The sequence below is a fragment of the Vibrio gelatinilyticus genome (assembly GCF_022836845.1).
Classification (GTDB): domain Bacteria; phylum Pseudomonadota; class Gammaproteobacteria; order Enterobacterales; family Vibrionaceae; genus Vibrio; species Vibrio gelatinilyticus.
On sequence record NZ_JAJNNZ010000008.1, the window covers coordinates 75,089 to 89,949 of the forward strand.

The following is a 14,861-nucleotide window of genomic DNA, read 5'->3' on the forward strand; positions in this document are numbered from 1 at the left end:
TCTATGAAGGAAGGACAAAGCACGCGTATCTTTCCAGAAAGACCTTCATGGATTTAGAGCATCAAACCGAGCTCATTTAAAGTGATGTCAACAGGGCTCGCACATCATTAGTCGCATTAAATATGTAGGTTACGATGTTTATGGACAGAAGCTTCTTGGTTATTCCAAACCCTACACTTCCAATATATTCGTTATCCTCACGAAAGTGAGGATCTCCTACCGCGTATGGGTAACTGAAAATTTTCGAATAAGTCAAGTAACTCAGCTTTGAAACGCGCTGCATGAGATTCCCTTTTTCAAGGGAATGACGGTGATTTTGGGATGGTTTGAAACACAGAATGGGGCAAAGATATGTCAGGCCCGTACTTCAATTTGGCCACTAACTGCGCTTCGATAAGATTCCCTTTTTCAAGGGAATGACGGTGATTTTTGGGATGGTTTGAAACACGAAAAGGGGCAAAGATGTGTCAGGCCCGTACTCCAATTTGGCCACTAACTGCACTTCGATAAGATCCCCTTTTTCAAGGGAATGACGGTGATTTTGGGATGGTTTGAAACACCGAATGGGGCAAAAGTAAGCCAGCTTTATGAGAACTAGATTTAGATAGACTATATAACTCAGTTGTTGCCATACAGGCGAGGTTATCAAAAGGTGCCTCAACATCCTGTCGAGGCTATGGCGAGGTAACACCACAATTAGAAAAGGCGAACATATACGCCGTCTGTAATAAAAAATATAGTCATAGCGCTAAGGCCAACTACAGTAACAAGTGTAAACATAGCTCCTCCTAAAACTTGTGTGAAAGTGTTAAGAAACCACGGGTTCCATATGAATGATTTTTCTGTCCGACTTCTTCATGAACTCGTAACGAAAGTGAACTGTTGATTGCTTCGATTGGGGTGGTGAACTCCATTCCTAACGCAGATACATGAGAGCCATAGCGCCCCATGAGCAAGTAATTCGCTCCATCATATTGCACACCGCTATCACGATTTAAGTGGCCAATATGATAGGCGTAACCGCCGAGTGTCATACCATTATCAAACTTGCGTATCAGTGAACCTTCAACGTAACCAATATCACCTGCTTGCCAACGATGTCCATTGCGAGTTGTCGCGGTGCGATGTTCATACTGTAAAGCGCCGTTTACTTGCCACCGTTCATTAATATCGTAAGTGACACCAGTGTTGAGCGTGTGCATGTCATAAGCTTTGTCGATGGACATGCGGGAGGACTTTAATCCTAATCGCACCGAGTAGCCGGCCACGACATGTAAATCATTTCCAACAGTCCAATTAAGTCGGATAGGATGTAACCACGGGCTTCCACTCACGCCTACGCCCACTTCTTCGCTACCGCGGTGGACACCACCAATTACACCAGTGATACCAAAACTATATCGACCCCCCAATATTCTGGTATCGGTGTAATAACTCAGATGAGGCAAAATTAAATCCAATGATGTGTACTTATCCGAAGCATGGTCTTGACCGTTCGCGTTGATTCCTCGGATGTTATAGTGACCGAGTGTAATAGCACCAAGCCAACCTTTGCCTGGGTCTTTTGATGCATTTGCACCTGCCCCACTACCTGGCTGCGTCGTCGTGAGCTCAGGACTACCAAAATCGACAGCTGCGAATGCACTAACTGATAGCAATAATAATGCTGATAACAATAGTTTCTTCATAACATCACTCCATTACCAGAACATGGAATACAGCCTTTGGATCACCATAGTTAACCCCATTATTTTCTTCAGAAGCGAAACCACTTGGCATCACTAATAACCCAGTAACAATGAGCAACACTCGAGTGCCTATTGCAATGTATTTGCTGCGACGCTGACCCACAGCATGTGAAAATATCTTCATTAGAAATACCTACTTCAATAAAAAAGCCCCGCAATTACAGGGCTTCCTTGCCGTTGATCATTTTTTGTCGCGATTCTTTCGTTTGAATAGTGAAAGAAACTTTGCTTTCACTAGAGCCAGAACTGGCTTACCTAAAACGATGATTGGCAGCGCTGCCATCGCCTCTGCGGATATAAGATAACCTGCGGTGAGTTCTGTTATCTCCATCGCTGAAAGGCGAAGATGAACGCTGATCATAGAAATCATCACTGGGCTAGAAAGCATGAACACATTACCCAGAATCATTACTGCTAAGGCTATTTGCTTTGTAGGTGTATTAACTAAATCTTTTAGTGTTGGCGCCGATGCCACCGGACCATTAATCGTTTTCATATTTACCTCGCTTAGGTTTAAAAGAGCCCCTATGACTGGGGCTTCCTCCGCTTGGGTTGGTGACTAAAAACCGTTTCCAGTACCAACTTTGCCGTGCTTCATTCCCGGTCTACCTTGCATGACCCAATCCACTGCATTGATTGATTTCAATGGTGTTGTCTCAATGGTTTCGAGTGGTCCATCTAATCCCTCAAGAATCTGAACCTTGACTGGATAGCACGTAAATTCCTCCAGCGATGTCGTGTTGTTCTGGTCACCTAAAGGACAAGGGCTAAACGCCACGTACATGTCGTGGTGAACCAATACATCGACATGGTCACCTTTCTTGAAAACACCTTTTGACGGGAACAACGAGTAGTTCGTTGGGAACCGGTCATAGGCCATAGGCTGAAAGTGCATGAATACATGTGGGGTATGAAGTTCACGCGCTTTTTCCTCTCCCAATAGCTCAACAAATGCCTGTGCAAGATTCGAATCACAGTTGTTGATATTTGGTTCACCGAGGTAGGTTTCCATCAAAGCGGCATTACAACGACCCGATGGATAAATAAAGCTATGTGACGCGAGGTCGCCATACATTTCTTTGAGGCTATCGTGGTCTACCGTGTCTTCGATAATCGTTGCTACTGGGCGCGCATAAGGCGTGTTTGAGTAATAGTGCTTGCCTTTCGTAAACACCAAATCGCTAAATGAAGCCGTACAATAGCTGTCTGCGTACTCACCTGTTGGGTTATCTTTCATGAGATATACTGTGTCGAGAATTTGAGGACCATCAATCAGCTCATAGCGAATAACTTGACCTTTCTTTAGCTCAAAGCTGTGGCCTTGATATGGTTGGCAAATACGCTCTTCAACGACACGTAACCCTCTTGCTGCATTGGCCATGGCTGCGTTAGTGACATCGTCGTATTGTGCTTTCAGCACTTTTTTATGTTGCCCTACCTTGTCGTCACCCGTGTCTTGCACGTTACCTTTTGAGAAAACGTGATAGCCAGCTTCTTTTACTGCTTCCAGCGTTGCTACATCGATCGCTGATTTGATATCTGATTTAGACATTGTGTTTACCTCGACTATTTAACTCATTTAGTTTTAAAATTTATTCATGAACTTACCTGTTTGACGTCCTGTCGTTTCCATGGGTTGTACTTTATAATTTGATTCGAAATTTCCAAAAAAGGGTCCCTACGATTTTTCTGTAGGGTGCAAATGGGAGAGGTCTAGAAAATGGTAAACGTGGATCATGTATCCCTGTTTGTAGCGTCAGTTGAATGTGGTTCATTCTCAGGAGCGGCAAGGGCTAAAGGGAAAAGTTTAAGTACTGTTAGCTTTGCTATATCTAGTCTGGAGGATAAGCTGGGGCTTTCGCTGTTTGATCGTAAAAGTAAATACCCCACCCTTACAAAGGAAGGCGAGGCGCTTTATCGAGTATCACGAAACCTACTTAGTCAAAGTGAACGTCTGGTTTCACTGGCCAATGGATTATTGAACGAAGTTGAAGACACATTAACAATAGGTATTGACGATGTCGTTCCGTTTGAAGTGATCGAAAGTGGCATCATTAAGCTTCAAAATAAATACCCTAACGTCAGAATTAACATCATTAGGCATTCAGTGTCTGAACTTAAACAACTCCACAAAGAAGGAAAAATACAACTTCTTATCGTGTTGTCAGAAGGAACATCTGATGATGGTTGTGAGTTTATTCATTTCGCTAACTTTGATGTTGTCGCAATTTGCTCTCCCGAATCCCCGCTTTCAGAAACCCCGCATATTGATGCTGAGTATCTAGCTTCTCAACGCCAGATCTGCTGTGACACTATGAAAAGTAACCCCGGTTTTCAACAATATATTGTTGGTACAGATACTTGGGAAGTGAGCGATTTTGAAGATTTAATTCGCTTGGTAGAGTTAGATATGGGCTGGGCAGCAGTACCTAAGCCAATCGCCGAACGGTACATTTCGCTGGGAACCGTCACTCGCTTTGATACCACAAAAGTGAGCAGAGCAAGTGATATTCTGGCCGTTGATCTTAGATACAACGTAACGGCGAGCCAAGGGGTCGCTCTCAGATATCTAATTGAGCAATTGTCAGCCAACTAGCTTTATTTTTAATGACTAGGTGCTTTTGAAAAAAGCGCCTCAACGTATCGGTGCACCGGACCTTTAATACTAGATCCAGAGGATAGCATGTAGACTGGAAATGCATGCTCTGAAACCGTTAACCCACTATCGAAAGTAACTACTTTTTGCGCTTGATGAAACTCTTTCGTCAATTCCACTGGTACCAGCGACCACCCGTATCCTTGAGTCACAAGGCTGACAGCGTCTTCTAAAGTCGTACATTTTATGCGAGGTATTGGCAGTGCATTTAGTCCTTCCAAACTTGTTTCTAGCAGCAATGTAATACTTTGGCAAAGCACAAACAGTCCTGTTGCCGGTGAGTATTGATTTCGCTCCTTGATGATATGATCAGGTGCTCGAATCGCGACGAGGTTTATACTGCATTTGGTTATACTGCCACCATCATGAGAGCCAGGTATCAAAGCAAGGTCGAGACTACCAGATTGTAGGGCTCGCCAAAGATCGTCCCTGTTACCTCTTTTTACCGTTAACTTGGTATTTGGATACGCATTGGCTACTTTCGCCAGTTCCGCTTCAACAAGACTCAATGGTAGTAGCTCTTCAATGCCAACGGCTAGCTGTTCTTCTACACCATTTACGAGGTCACGAGCCGCTGAATCAAGCTTTTGGGTCTGACTTAATAGTAACTTGGCTGAGTCGTAAATGATTTTTCCATCGACTGTCAATGTCGGAAATTTGGTTGTTCTATCGAGTAATAACACATCTAGGTAAGACTCCAACTGACCGATTGAATAGCTCACCGTGCTAACACTTTTGTTACGCAATCTCGCTACTGCCGAAAAAGAGCCCTTATCAACGATATCAATAAATAACGATAGTTGTTCGAGGTTAACCATGAATTTGACCTTTAGCTTCTTTACATAAACCGTCTAATAAGCTCTGCATGACTGGGCCTCTTTTGAAGCTAGGCTGAACTCTGAGCTCCAACGGAATGCTTGTCGGGACACATTCGACCGCATTGTGGAACTCTACAATTGACCCTGCTTCTAAAAACACTTTGGCACTTTGTTTCGGTAATATTGCCCATCCGAGGTCTTGTTCAACCAAGCGGATTTGCTCATCACATCTTTCCACCACCCAAACATCACTCGACACAGTGTGCTGAGAGGACAGTGAAACGTTTGTGACCTGATCTTCGGTCATAATTTGGCGATACAAAGTCAAAGCTTCAAGTGACACTACATCCTCATCGGTAAGGTAAGAATCAGGAGAGCAAACTGTAGTCAAATCTAGGTTAGCTATGTGATAAAACTCGGTTCCGGACGTATTAAACGCATCAGCAACAATGATCGCTGCATCAATATCACCAGTTTCAAGCTGATGTAACAAACGTTTAGCCGACGCGCGAATCAGTGAAATTTCTAGCTGAGACTCTGTTTCAATGTTGTCGATGAAAGGTTGGATGAATGAGATTGGCACTATCCCATCTAAGCCAATCGTTATTTGAGACTCTTGCTGAGTCGTCATTCTTGAAATACTGTTTTCTAAGCGTGTCGCTTGCCAGCACACCTGCTGCGCCATGTCGTAGAGTTTTTTGCCCTCTTCAGTCAGGTTTGCTTTACCGCCAGAGCGATCAAATAAGGTGCACCCTAGATAGTCCTCTAACTTGCCCACAGTAACTGCAACCGTAGTTGTCCCTTTAGAAAGGTGACGCGCGGCTGCTGAAAAAGAGCCGAAATCTGCGGAAGTAATGAATATTTTGAGATGCTCTATGTTCATCATTGATACGCTCGCGTAACAAAAGGCTATATGCAAAATCTAACACAAACATGGAGCACTATCTTCTCTAACTTTCCTACTCGCACTTATTGACATGACCAAAGCGAACACCTAATCAGTGTAGACAGCACTTGCATTCATCATGGCTTTGTATAACAACTCACTTCTCTGCTTGTAGCGCAATACTCTAGCTTCAACAAGCAGGTCTAACATCACTACGAAGGCTAAGTTAATAATACTATTTTGACTACCATTAAACCGACTCATACATTTATCAAGATAATAGACGAACTCTCGTTTCCTACAACATTGCGTAATATATGACTCGCGATTTAAATAGTTCGAAAAGTCTGGGTTAGGGTTACTAATCTTGTCGTTAATATCTTTTAAGTTCATCTCCGATAACTGACCAACCAGAGATTTATCGAGATAGAAGCCATCAAAATGACTTTGAATCGTTGGTATTAGTTCTCTTAGCACAAAGACACATTTCTCTGTATCCAAATTGGAGTGATATCGCATAGCCGTCTTCATTTTCATGCCTTACAACTTTAAACACATTACATATCAATTAAGTTAACGAACAAATCATTCGCTTGAGCTTGCTCAGTGGCTGCTATTTACTAACAGATCATCACCATGCTAGACTTCTCGCCATGCAGGCTCAAGTAGGGTTCCTACGAGTTTACCGAAGGGTTGACCTCTTATATTTCAATCAGTTAAAAAGTAAAGTCATTGAGAAAATCGCTTTATGTCTTCTTTAGTTCCCACTCACATGAACAAAGACGAATCTCGAAATCTATTGCCTGTTTTGATAGTCGCTTGCGCCCCTCTATAATGTAAGAGGTGTCATGAATCGGAGTCCTTATGATTAACCTTGAGTACGTAAACTATTTCATTTGTGCTGCTGATTCTGGATCATTCTCTTCCGCTGCTAGGAAAAAGAATAAAGCGCTCACAACTGTTAGCGCGGCTATTGCCAATTTAGAAGATCAGCTTGGAGTCAAACTATTCGATAGAACCACGAAATATCCGGAATTGACTCCGGAAGGACAAAGAATGTATGAGATTGGCGTCCAATTGCTCCGACAAGCCGAGAGAATGGAGATCATGGCTCACAGCATCATAAACGATATTGAGGAGCAACTTGTGATCGGCATGGATGAGCTCGTCCCTTTCTCGCTAATTGAACCTATCATTGCAAAGTTTGAAGCCAAATTCCCAAATACCAAACTGAGGCAAACTCGCAGTACCGTAAATCAACTCTATCGAATGCTCGACACTGAAGAGATAGATCTCGCCATTCATTTTGCTAATAGCTTCAAGAATGTATCCGCTGACTACTATCACATTGCCAATATAGAGATGGTCGCTGTTTGCTCTCCCGATTCGCATCTCTCGGATTCTGGTGCAGTTAATGGTGAGCAACTCGTTGAGACCAGACAAATTTGTAGCTCTGGCCTAATGAACAATGAAATGTTGAACGACTTTATTGTTTCAAACGAGGTGTGGGAGTTTGCCTCTACAGACGATGTAATAAGGGTTGTGGAGAATGATTTGGGTTGGGCAATCGTTCCCAAATCCATTGCGGATGAACGCGCTCAACTAGGGACGTTAAAAGTCATGAATCTAGAGAATAACTTTGCCAAGACCACGTTTATGCTCGATTTTAAAGTCAACCCAAGCTTGAGCCACGGCCCAGGTCTATCCTACATGGTGGAACAACTAAAAGGCATTCCAAACTCATAGAAAAAAACGGCCGCATAGGGCCGTTTTACTAATATTATGATTGACGCCATATACCCGCTGTAGAACAGTGGATACCTGAGCCAGTCAATGAATAGATTGTGTTATATGGCACTTGCTCACACAACCAACCTCTCCCTTCCAACTCTGATACAAGATTGTCGCATCCTGCTGGAAGAATCAGTTTCTGATCGCCAAGAGGCTCATTGTTACAAGCACCTTGCTTAAAGTCTTCGTAAGATACCTTAATCACTTCCCAGCCTTTAAGCGCTTCAATCTCTTCAAGAGGTGTAATCAATGCCTCTTCATAGACGGCGACTAGTCCCTCCTCCAGTGGAGCCATCATACAATCAATGTGATAAGTATAATTGCTGTTGAAGTACACAATCTCAGTTTCCCAGCCCAGCGGCTTGAGCATACGTGTTAGGATCTCTGCGCCATATTCATCACCGCTTGAGCGAGGCTTGCTAGGGTCATTAATATGTGATGGATCTTCTACACCAATACCAATAATGACTTTTTTATTCAAAACAATTGGGTCCCCCGGCGCTAGGAATGGCCCTAAGTTCTTGCGGTCTGCTGCCGGAAAATGCGCTGGCATCGACATCCAAATTGCTTCTTTATCGTTTTTCATTATTTCGTTAATAGCTTCGCGGTGCGCTAACTCTGAGATGCATGAGTTCGATACTTCCCAAAATGACACAAACGCATGACCAAATGATTCACTCGCAGACTGTCCGAATAGAGTCCACTGACGCTGACCAGACCATGCGTAGTTATAGTCAACCAGCTCTTTTGGCGTTGAACCAGTTTCATTTCGAATTACATGCACGCCATGTTTGCGAAATGCAGCCGCCAATGCATCAGATTCACTTTTCATCTGCTGCGCAATTTCTGGATTCGATTCCCATAAGTTGGTGCCGCCATATTTGACCATAAAGTCCTTAAGTTCCTCAGGTGCACCCTTTAATAGATTGTTGTACTCCCACATATCAACATCCGGGATCCAAAGTTCACTGGCATTTCCAACCAACACGGCACGCGCCTTTGCATATTCACTTTCTACATAGTGACGAATACCTTTCCCTTGCTCTGCCATGCCAGGGATCACTTCTCCCTCCTTAGGGATAACGTTTTTAAAATCCTTTGCTGTTAGGTGTAACTTCGCCTTCGTCGATACGCTGTTGCTAATCTCGCCAGCTATTCCAGCGTTCTTCGAGAATTCTCTGCGGTCATTGTTTGTAGTAGACATGTTAATCTCCAACTCTGTTAGTAAATGTGTAATTAATGAAGCGTTCGCTTCGTTCATTTGATGTGCACATTATGACCAACTAACAGGAAAGGTATGAGTAAGCTCCTTACCGATTTTTCGAAACAACATGGAAGATAGCAGTAGGTATTTTTACTCCTAAGCAGATAAACTTACCTCAGGCTACACTAATGACATCAGCACAGAATAGTTAAAACATCAGTTAACTATGCGAATAATGATCCAAGGAATGACATCCTATGCTTAATATCGAACATCTCGCGCTTTTCATATCTTCAGTTGAAAAAGGATCATTTACAGCTGCTGCAAAAGAGCATGGAAAAAGCCTGAGTACCGTGAGCTCCGCGATTTCAGGCCTAGAGGATAAACTTGGGTTAGAACTGTTCGATCGTACGAGTAAGTACCCGGTACTCAATGAGCATGGCCGAGCTATCTACCCCGTCGCCTGTAACCTTCTCTTTCAAAATGACAAAATAATCTCGATTGCCAATAGCTTTCTCAGTGGTATTGAGGACAGTATCACCATCGGTGTCGATCAGGTGGTTCCCATTGAGTTGGTTGAACATGGATTAATACTGCTTGCCAACGAATATCCAAACATCAATCTGTCTATTATGAGGGGGAGCTTGTCAGACTTACGTGTAGCATTATCAGAGGAAAAAGTTCAGTGTATTGTTGTCCTATCCGAAGGTACTGCTGGAGATAATTATGAGTTTGTTCATTTTACTAACTTTGAAATCGTAGGCATCTGTTCACCTGAAAGCTCTCTTTCCGGCACCAAAATAGTGAGCATGTCCACCCTCGCATCTCATCGACAAATCTGCTGTAAGGCAATGTTCGAGAATCCAGGTTACCAACAATTTCTTATTGGATTTGAAACATGGGATGTAGATGATTTTGAAGGGGTTGTGAGGCTGGTTGAGCTTGATTTGGGTTGGGCATTAATACCTAAAGTAGTCGCAGAGAAGTATGTAGCTCAAGGGACTATCAACCTGCTCGAAACATCAGAAATTAGTCGAACTAGTAATGTACTTTCTGCCGAAGTTAGGTTTCCGTCTAACTTAATTCGCAGACCAGCCTTAAGTTTCCTTATCTCGAAGCTCACGCAGATGGTGTAAATGGCGCAATCCCTTGCTCATACGCGGATCATACTAATAGCGCAGTATTGCTACCATCCGATGGAAAAATCGTTGCCCCGCTACAAGGAAACCTATTAACACACAAAAATCACCGGTCAAAGAATTGATGTAGGTCGTTCCGATTTGCCCGTTTGATAGCAATACCTGCTCTGGAAAAGCATATAACTCAATGGTTGTCGCCAATAATCCGGTGCCAATAAGCGACAAACCTGAGTAATATTTAAACTTGCTATCCACATGCCAGCCGACCATGTGACTAAACAGGGTTGAAACTTTAGATACAATCAACTTAACGTTTTCTCTACCTGCAACAATCGCTGCGAAAACCATAAAAACTTCAGGTCCCCCAACGATGGCTACGCCAATGATGGACGTTTTCCAAGCCGATGATAAAGAGGTACTTAGTACAAGTGGACTTACAATAAAAGGTAGGGCAACGCCTAATGCGACAAGCACCACTCCTAGATAAAACCGATATTTATTCACGATACACTCCCCATACAGCTTAAACAATTAAGCCCCTGAGAAGGGGCTTAATTTTGAGATAGAAGCTTAACTGCTGAACGACTCAGGGACTGTATTGTTCTCGCGAGCCACGGTTAACGTCGCGCAGCGAATCGAACCGCCAGTTGATGCCACGACTTCACATTCAATCTCCACAGGGCGAATACCGCGTATCTCTAGTCCTTCAACCAACGTTGGACCGGTTCGACGACTAGGCACCATCACTCGATACTGGCCACGTGCATCAGGCCCAAGTGATACAACATTCGCGCCAGCTCTATCGGCATCTTCCGCTGGTAGCCAAATAATATCTGCATCTTTCAATATCTCTGGCAAGCCATCTAGGAAAGTGCCTTCAATGACCGCAAACGTATTTGGTGCGATATTGCCAAACAAGTAATCTAAGTGAAAAGCTAGGTCTCCGTTGAAGCGGACAATGTGAACGGTGAAACCAAATCGTTCCATCATACGCTTGAAGTGCTCTGCACCTTCTAAGTTGGTTGATGTCGCCTTCTCTTGACCTGTAGCCTCACCAACTCCAACAATAATGTTTTTGTCATCAAGCATGCGAATATCACCACCTTGGACAAAGAGCGTATCACTGTCATCCGCAGCTTGATCATATGGAGCACTTGCCGACATTGCTGCCCACACAGCATTAGGGTTCTCTTGGTACTTTTTCCTATAAACTTCGCGTGACTGGAAGCCTGCGAGAGCCGATTCTAGAATGTTATCTGAGCTCATCATCTCTACAAGCACGTCACCGAACACCTGGTAGTTACTCGCAAGAGTCACAGGCCAGTACCCTGTACCTTCTGTCCAACCAAAATAGTCCAGTTGACGGTCTGTGGGAGCTTCAAGCACATTAACAATCACCCCTTCTGCCTCATATGCTGCTTTCATATCGGCGTGTAGTTGGTTGTATGCTTCGACAATTTCTGGAGCAAACGCTTCAAATGGAATACGCTGACCTTCTTCGAATTGGTCGTAGAAGTCACCCGACAGATATGGGATATGGTCTGCAAAGTTATCTGTCGATTTACCTTTGGGTGGGTAAGCTGCACCAATGGTGTGACCGATAATGACTTCTCTTAGCGTACTGTGCTCGTCGCGTTGGTACATCATAGGGCTGGTATCAATCCCCATAGCTTTCATGACAGCTTCACGGACTTCTACTGATGATGATTCTTGACGGAATGCTTTAGACATAATGATTACCTCGATTAAGTATTACAAATTAACTGATATTCATGGAAAATTCCGAAGACCTCCTGTCCGTTCCATGTGGTGTAATTTACAACTCGATCGAAGGATCTCTAAATAGGATTCCTACAGAAAACCTGGAGGGTTAATTGGCACTGAATCTGGTTACGAGAAACGAATACAGGAAATTTTTTAATTATCAATTACATAATTGGAAAGACATTCAATCAAGCAGATCTTCAACGACTATAAACTACAAATTTCCCGTAAACATGGGGGGGGGTATAGGAAGGTGGGTTGATACAAAAGAGAGCCATTTGCTAGTTACCAACTAGAACTTCGAAAACACAACAACCATAGACATATGAGAGCCGTGCTCTCTATATCGAAACGGCACTTCGAAGAAATACGTTGAGTTACAACAACCATAACCCTGTGAACCACACTTTCTATTTAGACATGTTCAACTAAGAATTATGCCTACAACTGAGAGCTCAAGAAAAGTTAAAGGCGCCGGAGCCTTTATCAAAAACCCGTGAACCCAACCAGCTAACTCTATTATTTTAAGTATCTGAATTAGATCGATTTCCCGCTAACTTATGGAAAATCGCCCTTTTATTTTCAGCCTTAACGCCCTCATAACCCCTCCCCAATCTTGGCCTTTAAGTAATACACTGTTTGTCAATGTGCTCCAAATAGTACCGTTTTATTCCGGTCGTCATCCTCTTGATAACGAGCGTCTTCCATAACACATGACTCGCTTTAAATAGAAATGAATTACCGATAATACGCTTAAGAAGATTCACTTTTTCAAAGGAATGACGGTTACTTTTGTGGTGGTAAATAACTGCCTTTATCTTGTGTTTAGGTACTTGGACAGAACCGTCTTGCCGATCTATTAACTCAACTCACTTATGAACATAATTGTATTTACCTTAGGTTTATTAATACAAAGCGGTATTAACGTCCAATTATAAATTTTAATTATCATATTTATAACCAATGATAATTTTTTAAATTCATTCCCCTCTCCTATACTTCTCCACATCGAAACGAAACGAAACACGAAACACGAAACACGAAACAAATAATTAAATTACTTTTTGGAGAAAGTTATGAAAATGAATCACGTAGGTATCATGGTTGGCGATATGGACAAAGCGGTAGAGTTCTATACTAAAGCACTAGGCCTTCGCGTTGTAATGAATAACACTAAGGTAATCGAAGAGCGCGAATCTGCAATCGGTCGTATGTGTATCGCGGTATTCGGTGAAGGCTTCAAAGGTTTCAACATCGCTCACCTAGTAACAACAGATGGTATTGGTGTTGAAATGTTCGAAATGGTTGACCGTGAAGAGCGTCACAAAGTTGACTTCTCTCGCCTAGGTATCTTCCACTTTTGTCTGCAACTACCAAAAGAACAATTTGAATCAGCAATCAAGCGTGTAGAAGAGTTTGGCGGTAAAGTGCGCATGGATATCCACCGTTATCACCCAGAAGATGATTCTAAGCAAGCACAAATGGTGTACCTAGAAGACCCGTTTGGTAACCTATTTGAGTTCTACTCTCACTCTTACGAAGACACTTACGCTTCTGATTACGAGTAATTCTCTCACTCGCTAAATAGACATTATCAATGCCCACTGGATATCTGATCTCGTGGGTATTGTCGTTTTACTATCGATATGATTTTGGAGCACAATTATTTTTGAGCTGAGGACTAACGCGCTGTAGAAGATCCCCTTTTTCAGGGGATATCGTATGTTTGATTGCGAGGTGAGGCAAGAAAAGGGTTTGTAGTGGTCAACTCATTTGCTTCAAAACCTGTTTCTAGCTTATGGTGTAAGAGTCAGTTAGATGTCATTACAGTAGCAGAATGAGCATACAGCCACTAGGTAAGTAAAGAAGCAGAGCGATAGCTCCAACTTCTTCATAAAGACGTTAAGGATAAAAGGTGAATTTCTCTACCATTACCAAACCGCAACCAATACTAAAGAAAATAGTGGTTTTGAGCGCACTATTTTTGACGCTACAAACGCCCCCCGTCATTGGTGAGATTTTGACTACCGATACAATTGAAAATATAGAGCTTGAAATTCGTCGACCGGATGACGACACGTATCCACTCATAATTTTTTCCCATGGGATGGGGGGGTGCCCAGCTGATTACTCTGGTATCCAGGGGCGTCTTGCTAATGCTGGTTATATCGTCGTTGCCCCAAAACATGCGGACTGCATTTCAGGCAGTACAACTCCGGATACGCCTTGGCGTACCCCGGAAAAGTGGACAGAACATACCAACAATAATCGAAGAGACGACATTCATACGGTACTAGATGCCCTGCCTCACAGTAAGTATGCACAGTACATAGAGACATTTAAACAAGTGGGTTGCGCCGGGCACTCTATGGGTGGCTATACCTGTATGGGGCTTTCTGGTGGTTGGGATTCATGGAAACGGATTGAAATCAACTCTGTTGCTCTACTCTCTCCATGGAATAAGCCTTATGCGGTACAAGGACGAATGAGTAGCATTAGGAACGTTAAAACCCTTTATCAAGGTGGTTCTAAAGACCGCCCAATATCAACAGGCTTAATTGAACCAAACGGCACCTTTGACAAAACGAAGCCATCAAAGTATTTGCAAATATTCAAGAGAGCTAGGCATTCATCCTGGACAGATGGCGCTTTAGCTAAAAGATTTCACGAACAAATGAGTTACTACATTATTTCTTTTTTCGATTTTTCTCTTAAGAATAATCCGAAAGAAAAACTTGAAGTATTGAATTCGCAAATCACAGAACTTCGGTTTGAACATTGAAGCGAGAAGAATATGTTAAGGCTTGCTAGACAGTTCTTAACAAGAACTGGAGGCTTAAAGAACTGTGTTTAAC

15 protein-coding genes are annotated in these 14,861 nt (G+C 42.9%); 5 read left to right on the top strand and 10 right to left on the bottom strand.

Annotated elements, in window-relative coordinates; genetic code table 11:
* Positions 1–788 precede the first annotated feature (788 nt).
* From LNL84_RS11540 to LNL84_RS11555, 4 genes are all read right to left on the bottom strand, one after another.
* Positions 789–1,688, bottom strand: a complete 900-nt coding sequence (locus LNL84_RS11540) for a transporter family protein (RefSeq protein WP_244357433.1) — start codon at positions 1,686–1,688, stop codon at positions 789–791.
* A gap of 4 nt (positions 1,689–1,692) precedes the next feature.
* Complete coding sequence (locus LNL84_RS11545; protein WP_244357435.1) at positions 1,693–1,872, bottom strand: hypothetical protein; 180 nt, start codon at positions 1,870–1,872, stop codon at positions 1,693–1,695.
* A 57-nt stretch (positions 1,873–1,929) separates the two neighbouring features.
* Positions 1,930–2,244 carry a hypothetical protein gene (locus LNL84_RS11550; protein ID WP_244357437.1) on the bottom strand — a complete coding sequence of 105 codons (315 nt, stop codon included), beginning with the start codon at positions 2,242–2,244 and terminating at the stop codon, positions 1,930–1,932.
* A 63-nt stretch (positions 2,245–2,307) separates the two neighbouring features.
* Positions 2,308–3,300: a DUF1989 domain-containing protein gene (locus tag LNL84_RS11555; protein WP_244357439.1), complete on the bottom strand. Its 993-nt coding sequence runs from the start codon at positions 3,298–3,300 to the stop codon at positions 2,308–2,310.
* Positions 3,301–3,468: 168 nt separating this feature from the next.
* Between LNL84_RS11555 and LNL84_RS11560 the strand changes: the two genes are divergently transcribed.
* Positions 3,469–4,344 carry a LysR family transcriptional regulator gene (locus LNL84_RS11560; RefSeq protein WP_244357442.1) on the top strand — a complete coding sequence of 292 codons (876 nt, stop codon included), beginning with the start codon at positions 3,469–3,471 and terminating at the stop codon, positions 4,342–4,344.
* A gap of 8 nt (positions 4,345–4,352) precedes the next feature.
* Here LNL84_RS11560 and LNL84_RS11565 read toward each other — a convergent pair whose 3' ends face one another.
* The 3 genes from LNL84_RS11565 to LNL84_RS11575 form a co-directional block, all read right to left on the bottom strand.
* Complete coding sequence (locus LNL84_RS11565; protein ID WP_244357446.1) at positions 4,353–5,222, bottom strand: LysR family transcriptional regulator; 870 nt, start codon at positions 5,220–5,222, stop codon at positions 4,353–4,355.
* The gene (locus LNL84_RS11570) at positions 5,215–6,108 is read right to left on the bottom strand and encodes a LysR family transcriptional regulator (protein WP_244357449.1); all 894 of its coding nucleotides are present in this window, start codon (positions 6,106–6,108) and stop codon (positions 5,215–5,217) included. Before LNL84_RS11570 ends, LNL84_RS11565 begins: the two co-directional genes overlap by 8 nt.
* A 108-nt stretch (positions 6,109–6,216) precedes the next feature.
* Positions 6,217–6,645 carry a hypothetical protein gene (locus tag LNL84_RS11575; RefSeq protein ID WP_244357452.1) on the bottom strand — a complete coding sequence of 143 codons (429 nt, stop codon included), beginning with the start codon at positions 6,643–6,645 and terminating at the stop codon, positions 6,217–6,219.
* 327 nt (positions 6,646–6,972) lie between these two features.
* Between LNL84_RS11575 and LNL84_RS11580 the strand changes: the two genes are divergently transcribed.
* Positions 6,973–7,854: a LysR family transcriptional regulator gene (locus LNL84_RS11580; RefSeq protein ID WP_244357455.1), complete on the top strand. Its 882-nt coding sequence runs from the start codon at positions 6,973–6,975 to the stop codon at positions 7,852–7,854.
* Positions 7,855–7,888: 34 nt separating this feature from the next.
* Here LNL84_RS11580 and LNL84_RS11585 read toward each other — a convergent pair whose 3' ends face one another.
* On the bottom strand, positions 7,889–9,103 hold the full coding sequence (locus LNL84_RS11585) for a hypothetical protein (RefSeq protein WP_244357458.1): 1,215 nt from the start codon (positions 9,101–9,103) through the stop codon (positions 7,889–7,891).
* Between the two features lie 257 nt (positions 9,104–9,360).
* On the opposite strand from LNL84_RS11585, the gene LNL84_RS11590 reads away from it, so the two are divergent.
* The gene (locus LNL84_RS11590; protein ID WP_244357461.1) at positions 9,361–10,239 is read left to right on the top strand and encodes a LysR family transcriptional regulator; all 879 of its coding nucleotides are present in this window, start codon (positions 9,361–9,363) and stop codon (positions 10,237–10,239) included.
* A 33-nt stretch (positions 10,240–10,272) separates the two neighbouring features.
* On the opposite strand, the gene LNL84_RS11595 is transcribed toward LNL84_RS11590, so the two are convergent.
* The gene (locus LNL84_RS11595; protein WP_244357463.1) at positions 10,273–10,746 is read right to left on the bottom strand and encodes a hypothetical protein; all 474 of its coding nucleotides are present in this window, start codon (positions 10,744–10,746) and stop codon (positions 10,273–10,275) included.
* Positions 10,747–10,812: 66 nt separating this feature from the next.
* A complete protein-coding gene (locus LNL84_RS11600) occupies positions 10,813–11,973 on the bottom strand; it encodes a hypothetical protein (RefSeq protein WP_244357465.1) in 1,161 nt (386 codons plus the stop codon).
* 1,109 nt (positions 11,974–13,082) lie between these two features.
* Here LNL84_RS11600 and LNL84_RS11605 point away from each other — a divergent pair.
* Positions 13,083–13,574: a VOC family protein gene (locus LNL84_RS11605; RefSeq protein ID WP_244357467.1), complete on the top strand. Its 492-nt coding sequence runs from the start codon at positions 13,083–13,085 to the stop codon at positions 13,572–13,574.
* Between the two features lie 347 nt (positions 13,575–13,921).
* The gene (locus tag LNL84_RS11610; RefSeq protein ID WP_244357468.1) at positions 13,922–14,788 is read left to right on the top strand and encodes an alpha/beta hydrolase family protein; all 867 of its coding nucleotides are present in this window, start codon (positions 13,922–13,924) and stop codon (positions 14,786–14,788) included.
* Positions 14,789–14,861 lie beyond the last annotated feature (73 nt).

Coding starts and splice junctions, on each gene's coding strand:
- LNL84_RS11540 (WP_244357433.1), bottom strand. CDS start 1,688: ATGAAGAAACTATTGTTATCAGCATTATTATTGCTATCAGTTAGTGCA.
- LNL84_RS11545 (WP_244357435.1), bottom strand. CDS start 1,872: ATGAAGATATTTTCACATGCTGTGGGTCAGCGTCGCAGCAAATACATT.
- LNL84_RS11550 (WP_244357437.1), bottom strand. CDS start 2,244: ATGAAAACGATTAATGGTCCGGTGGCATCGGCGCCAACACTAAAAGAT.
- LNL84_RS11555 (WP_244357439.1), bottom strand. CDS start 3,300: ATGTCTAAATCAGATATCAAATCAGCGATCGATGTAGCAACGCTGGAA.
- LNL84_RS11560 (WP_244357442.1), top strand. CDS start 3,469: ATGGTAAACGTGGATCATGTATCCCTGTTTGTAGCGTCAGTTGAATGT.
- LNL84_RS11565 (WP_244357446.1), bottom strand. CDS start 5,222: ATGGTTAACCTCGAACAACTATCGTTATTTATTGATATCGTTGATAAG.
- LNL84_RS11570 (WP_244357449.1), bottom strand. CDS start 6,108: ATGATGAACATAGAGCATCTCAAAATATTCATTACTTCCGCAGATTTC.
- LNL84_RS11575 (WP_244357452.1), bottom strand. CDS start 6,645: ATGAAAATGAAGACGGCTATGCGATATCACTCCAATTTGGATACAGAG.
- LNL84_RS11580 (WP_244357455.1), top strand. CDS start 6,973: ATGATTAACCTTGAGTACGTAAACTATTTCATTTGTGCTGCTGATTCT.
- LNL84_RS11585 (WP_244357458.1), bottom strand. CDS start 9,103: ATGTCTACTACAAACAATGACCGCAGAGAATTCTCGAAGAACGCTGGA.
- LNL84_RS11590 (WP_244357461.1), top strand. CDS start 9,361: ATGCTTAATATCGAACATCTCGCGCTTTTCATATCTTCAGTTGAAAAA.
- LNL84_RS11600 (WP_244357465.1), bottom strand. CDS start 11,973: ATGTCTAAAGCATTCCGTCAAGAATCATCATCAGTAGAAGTCCGTGAA.
- LNL84_RS11605 (WP_244357467.1), top strand. CDS start 13,083: ATGAAAATGAATCACGTAGGTATCATGGTTGGCGATATGGACAAAGCG.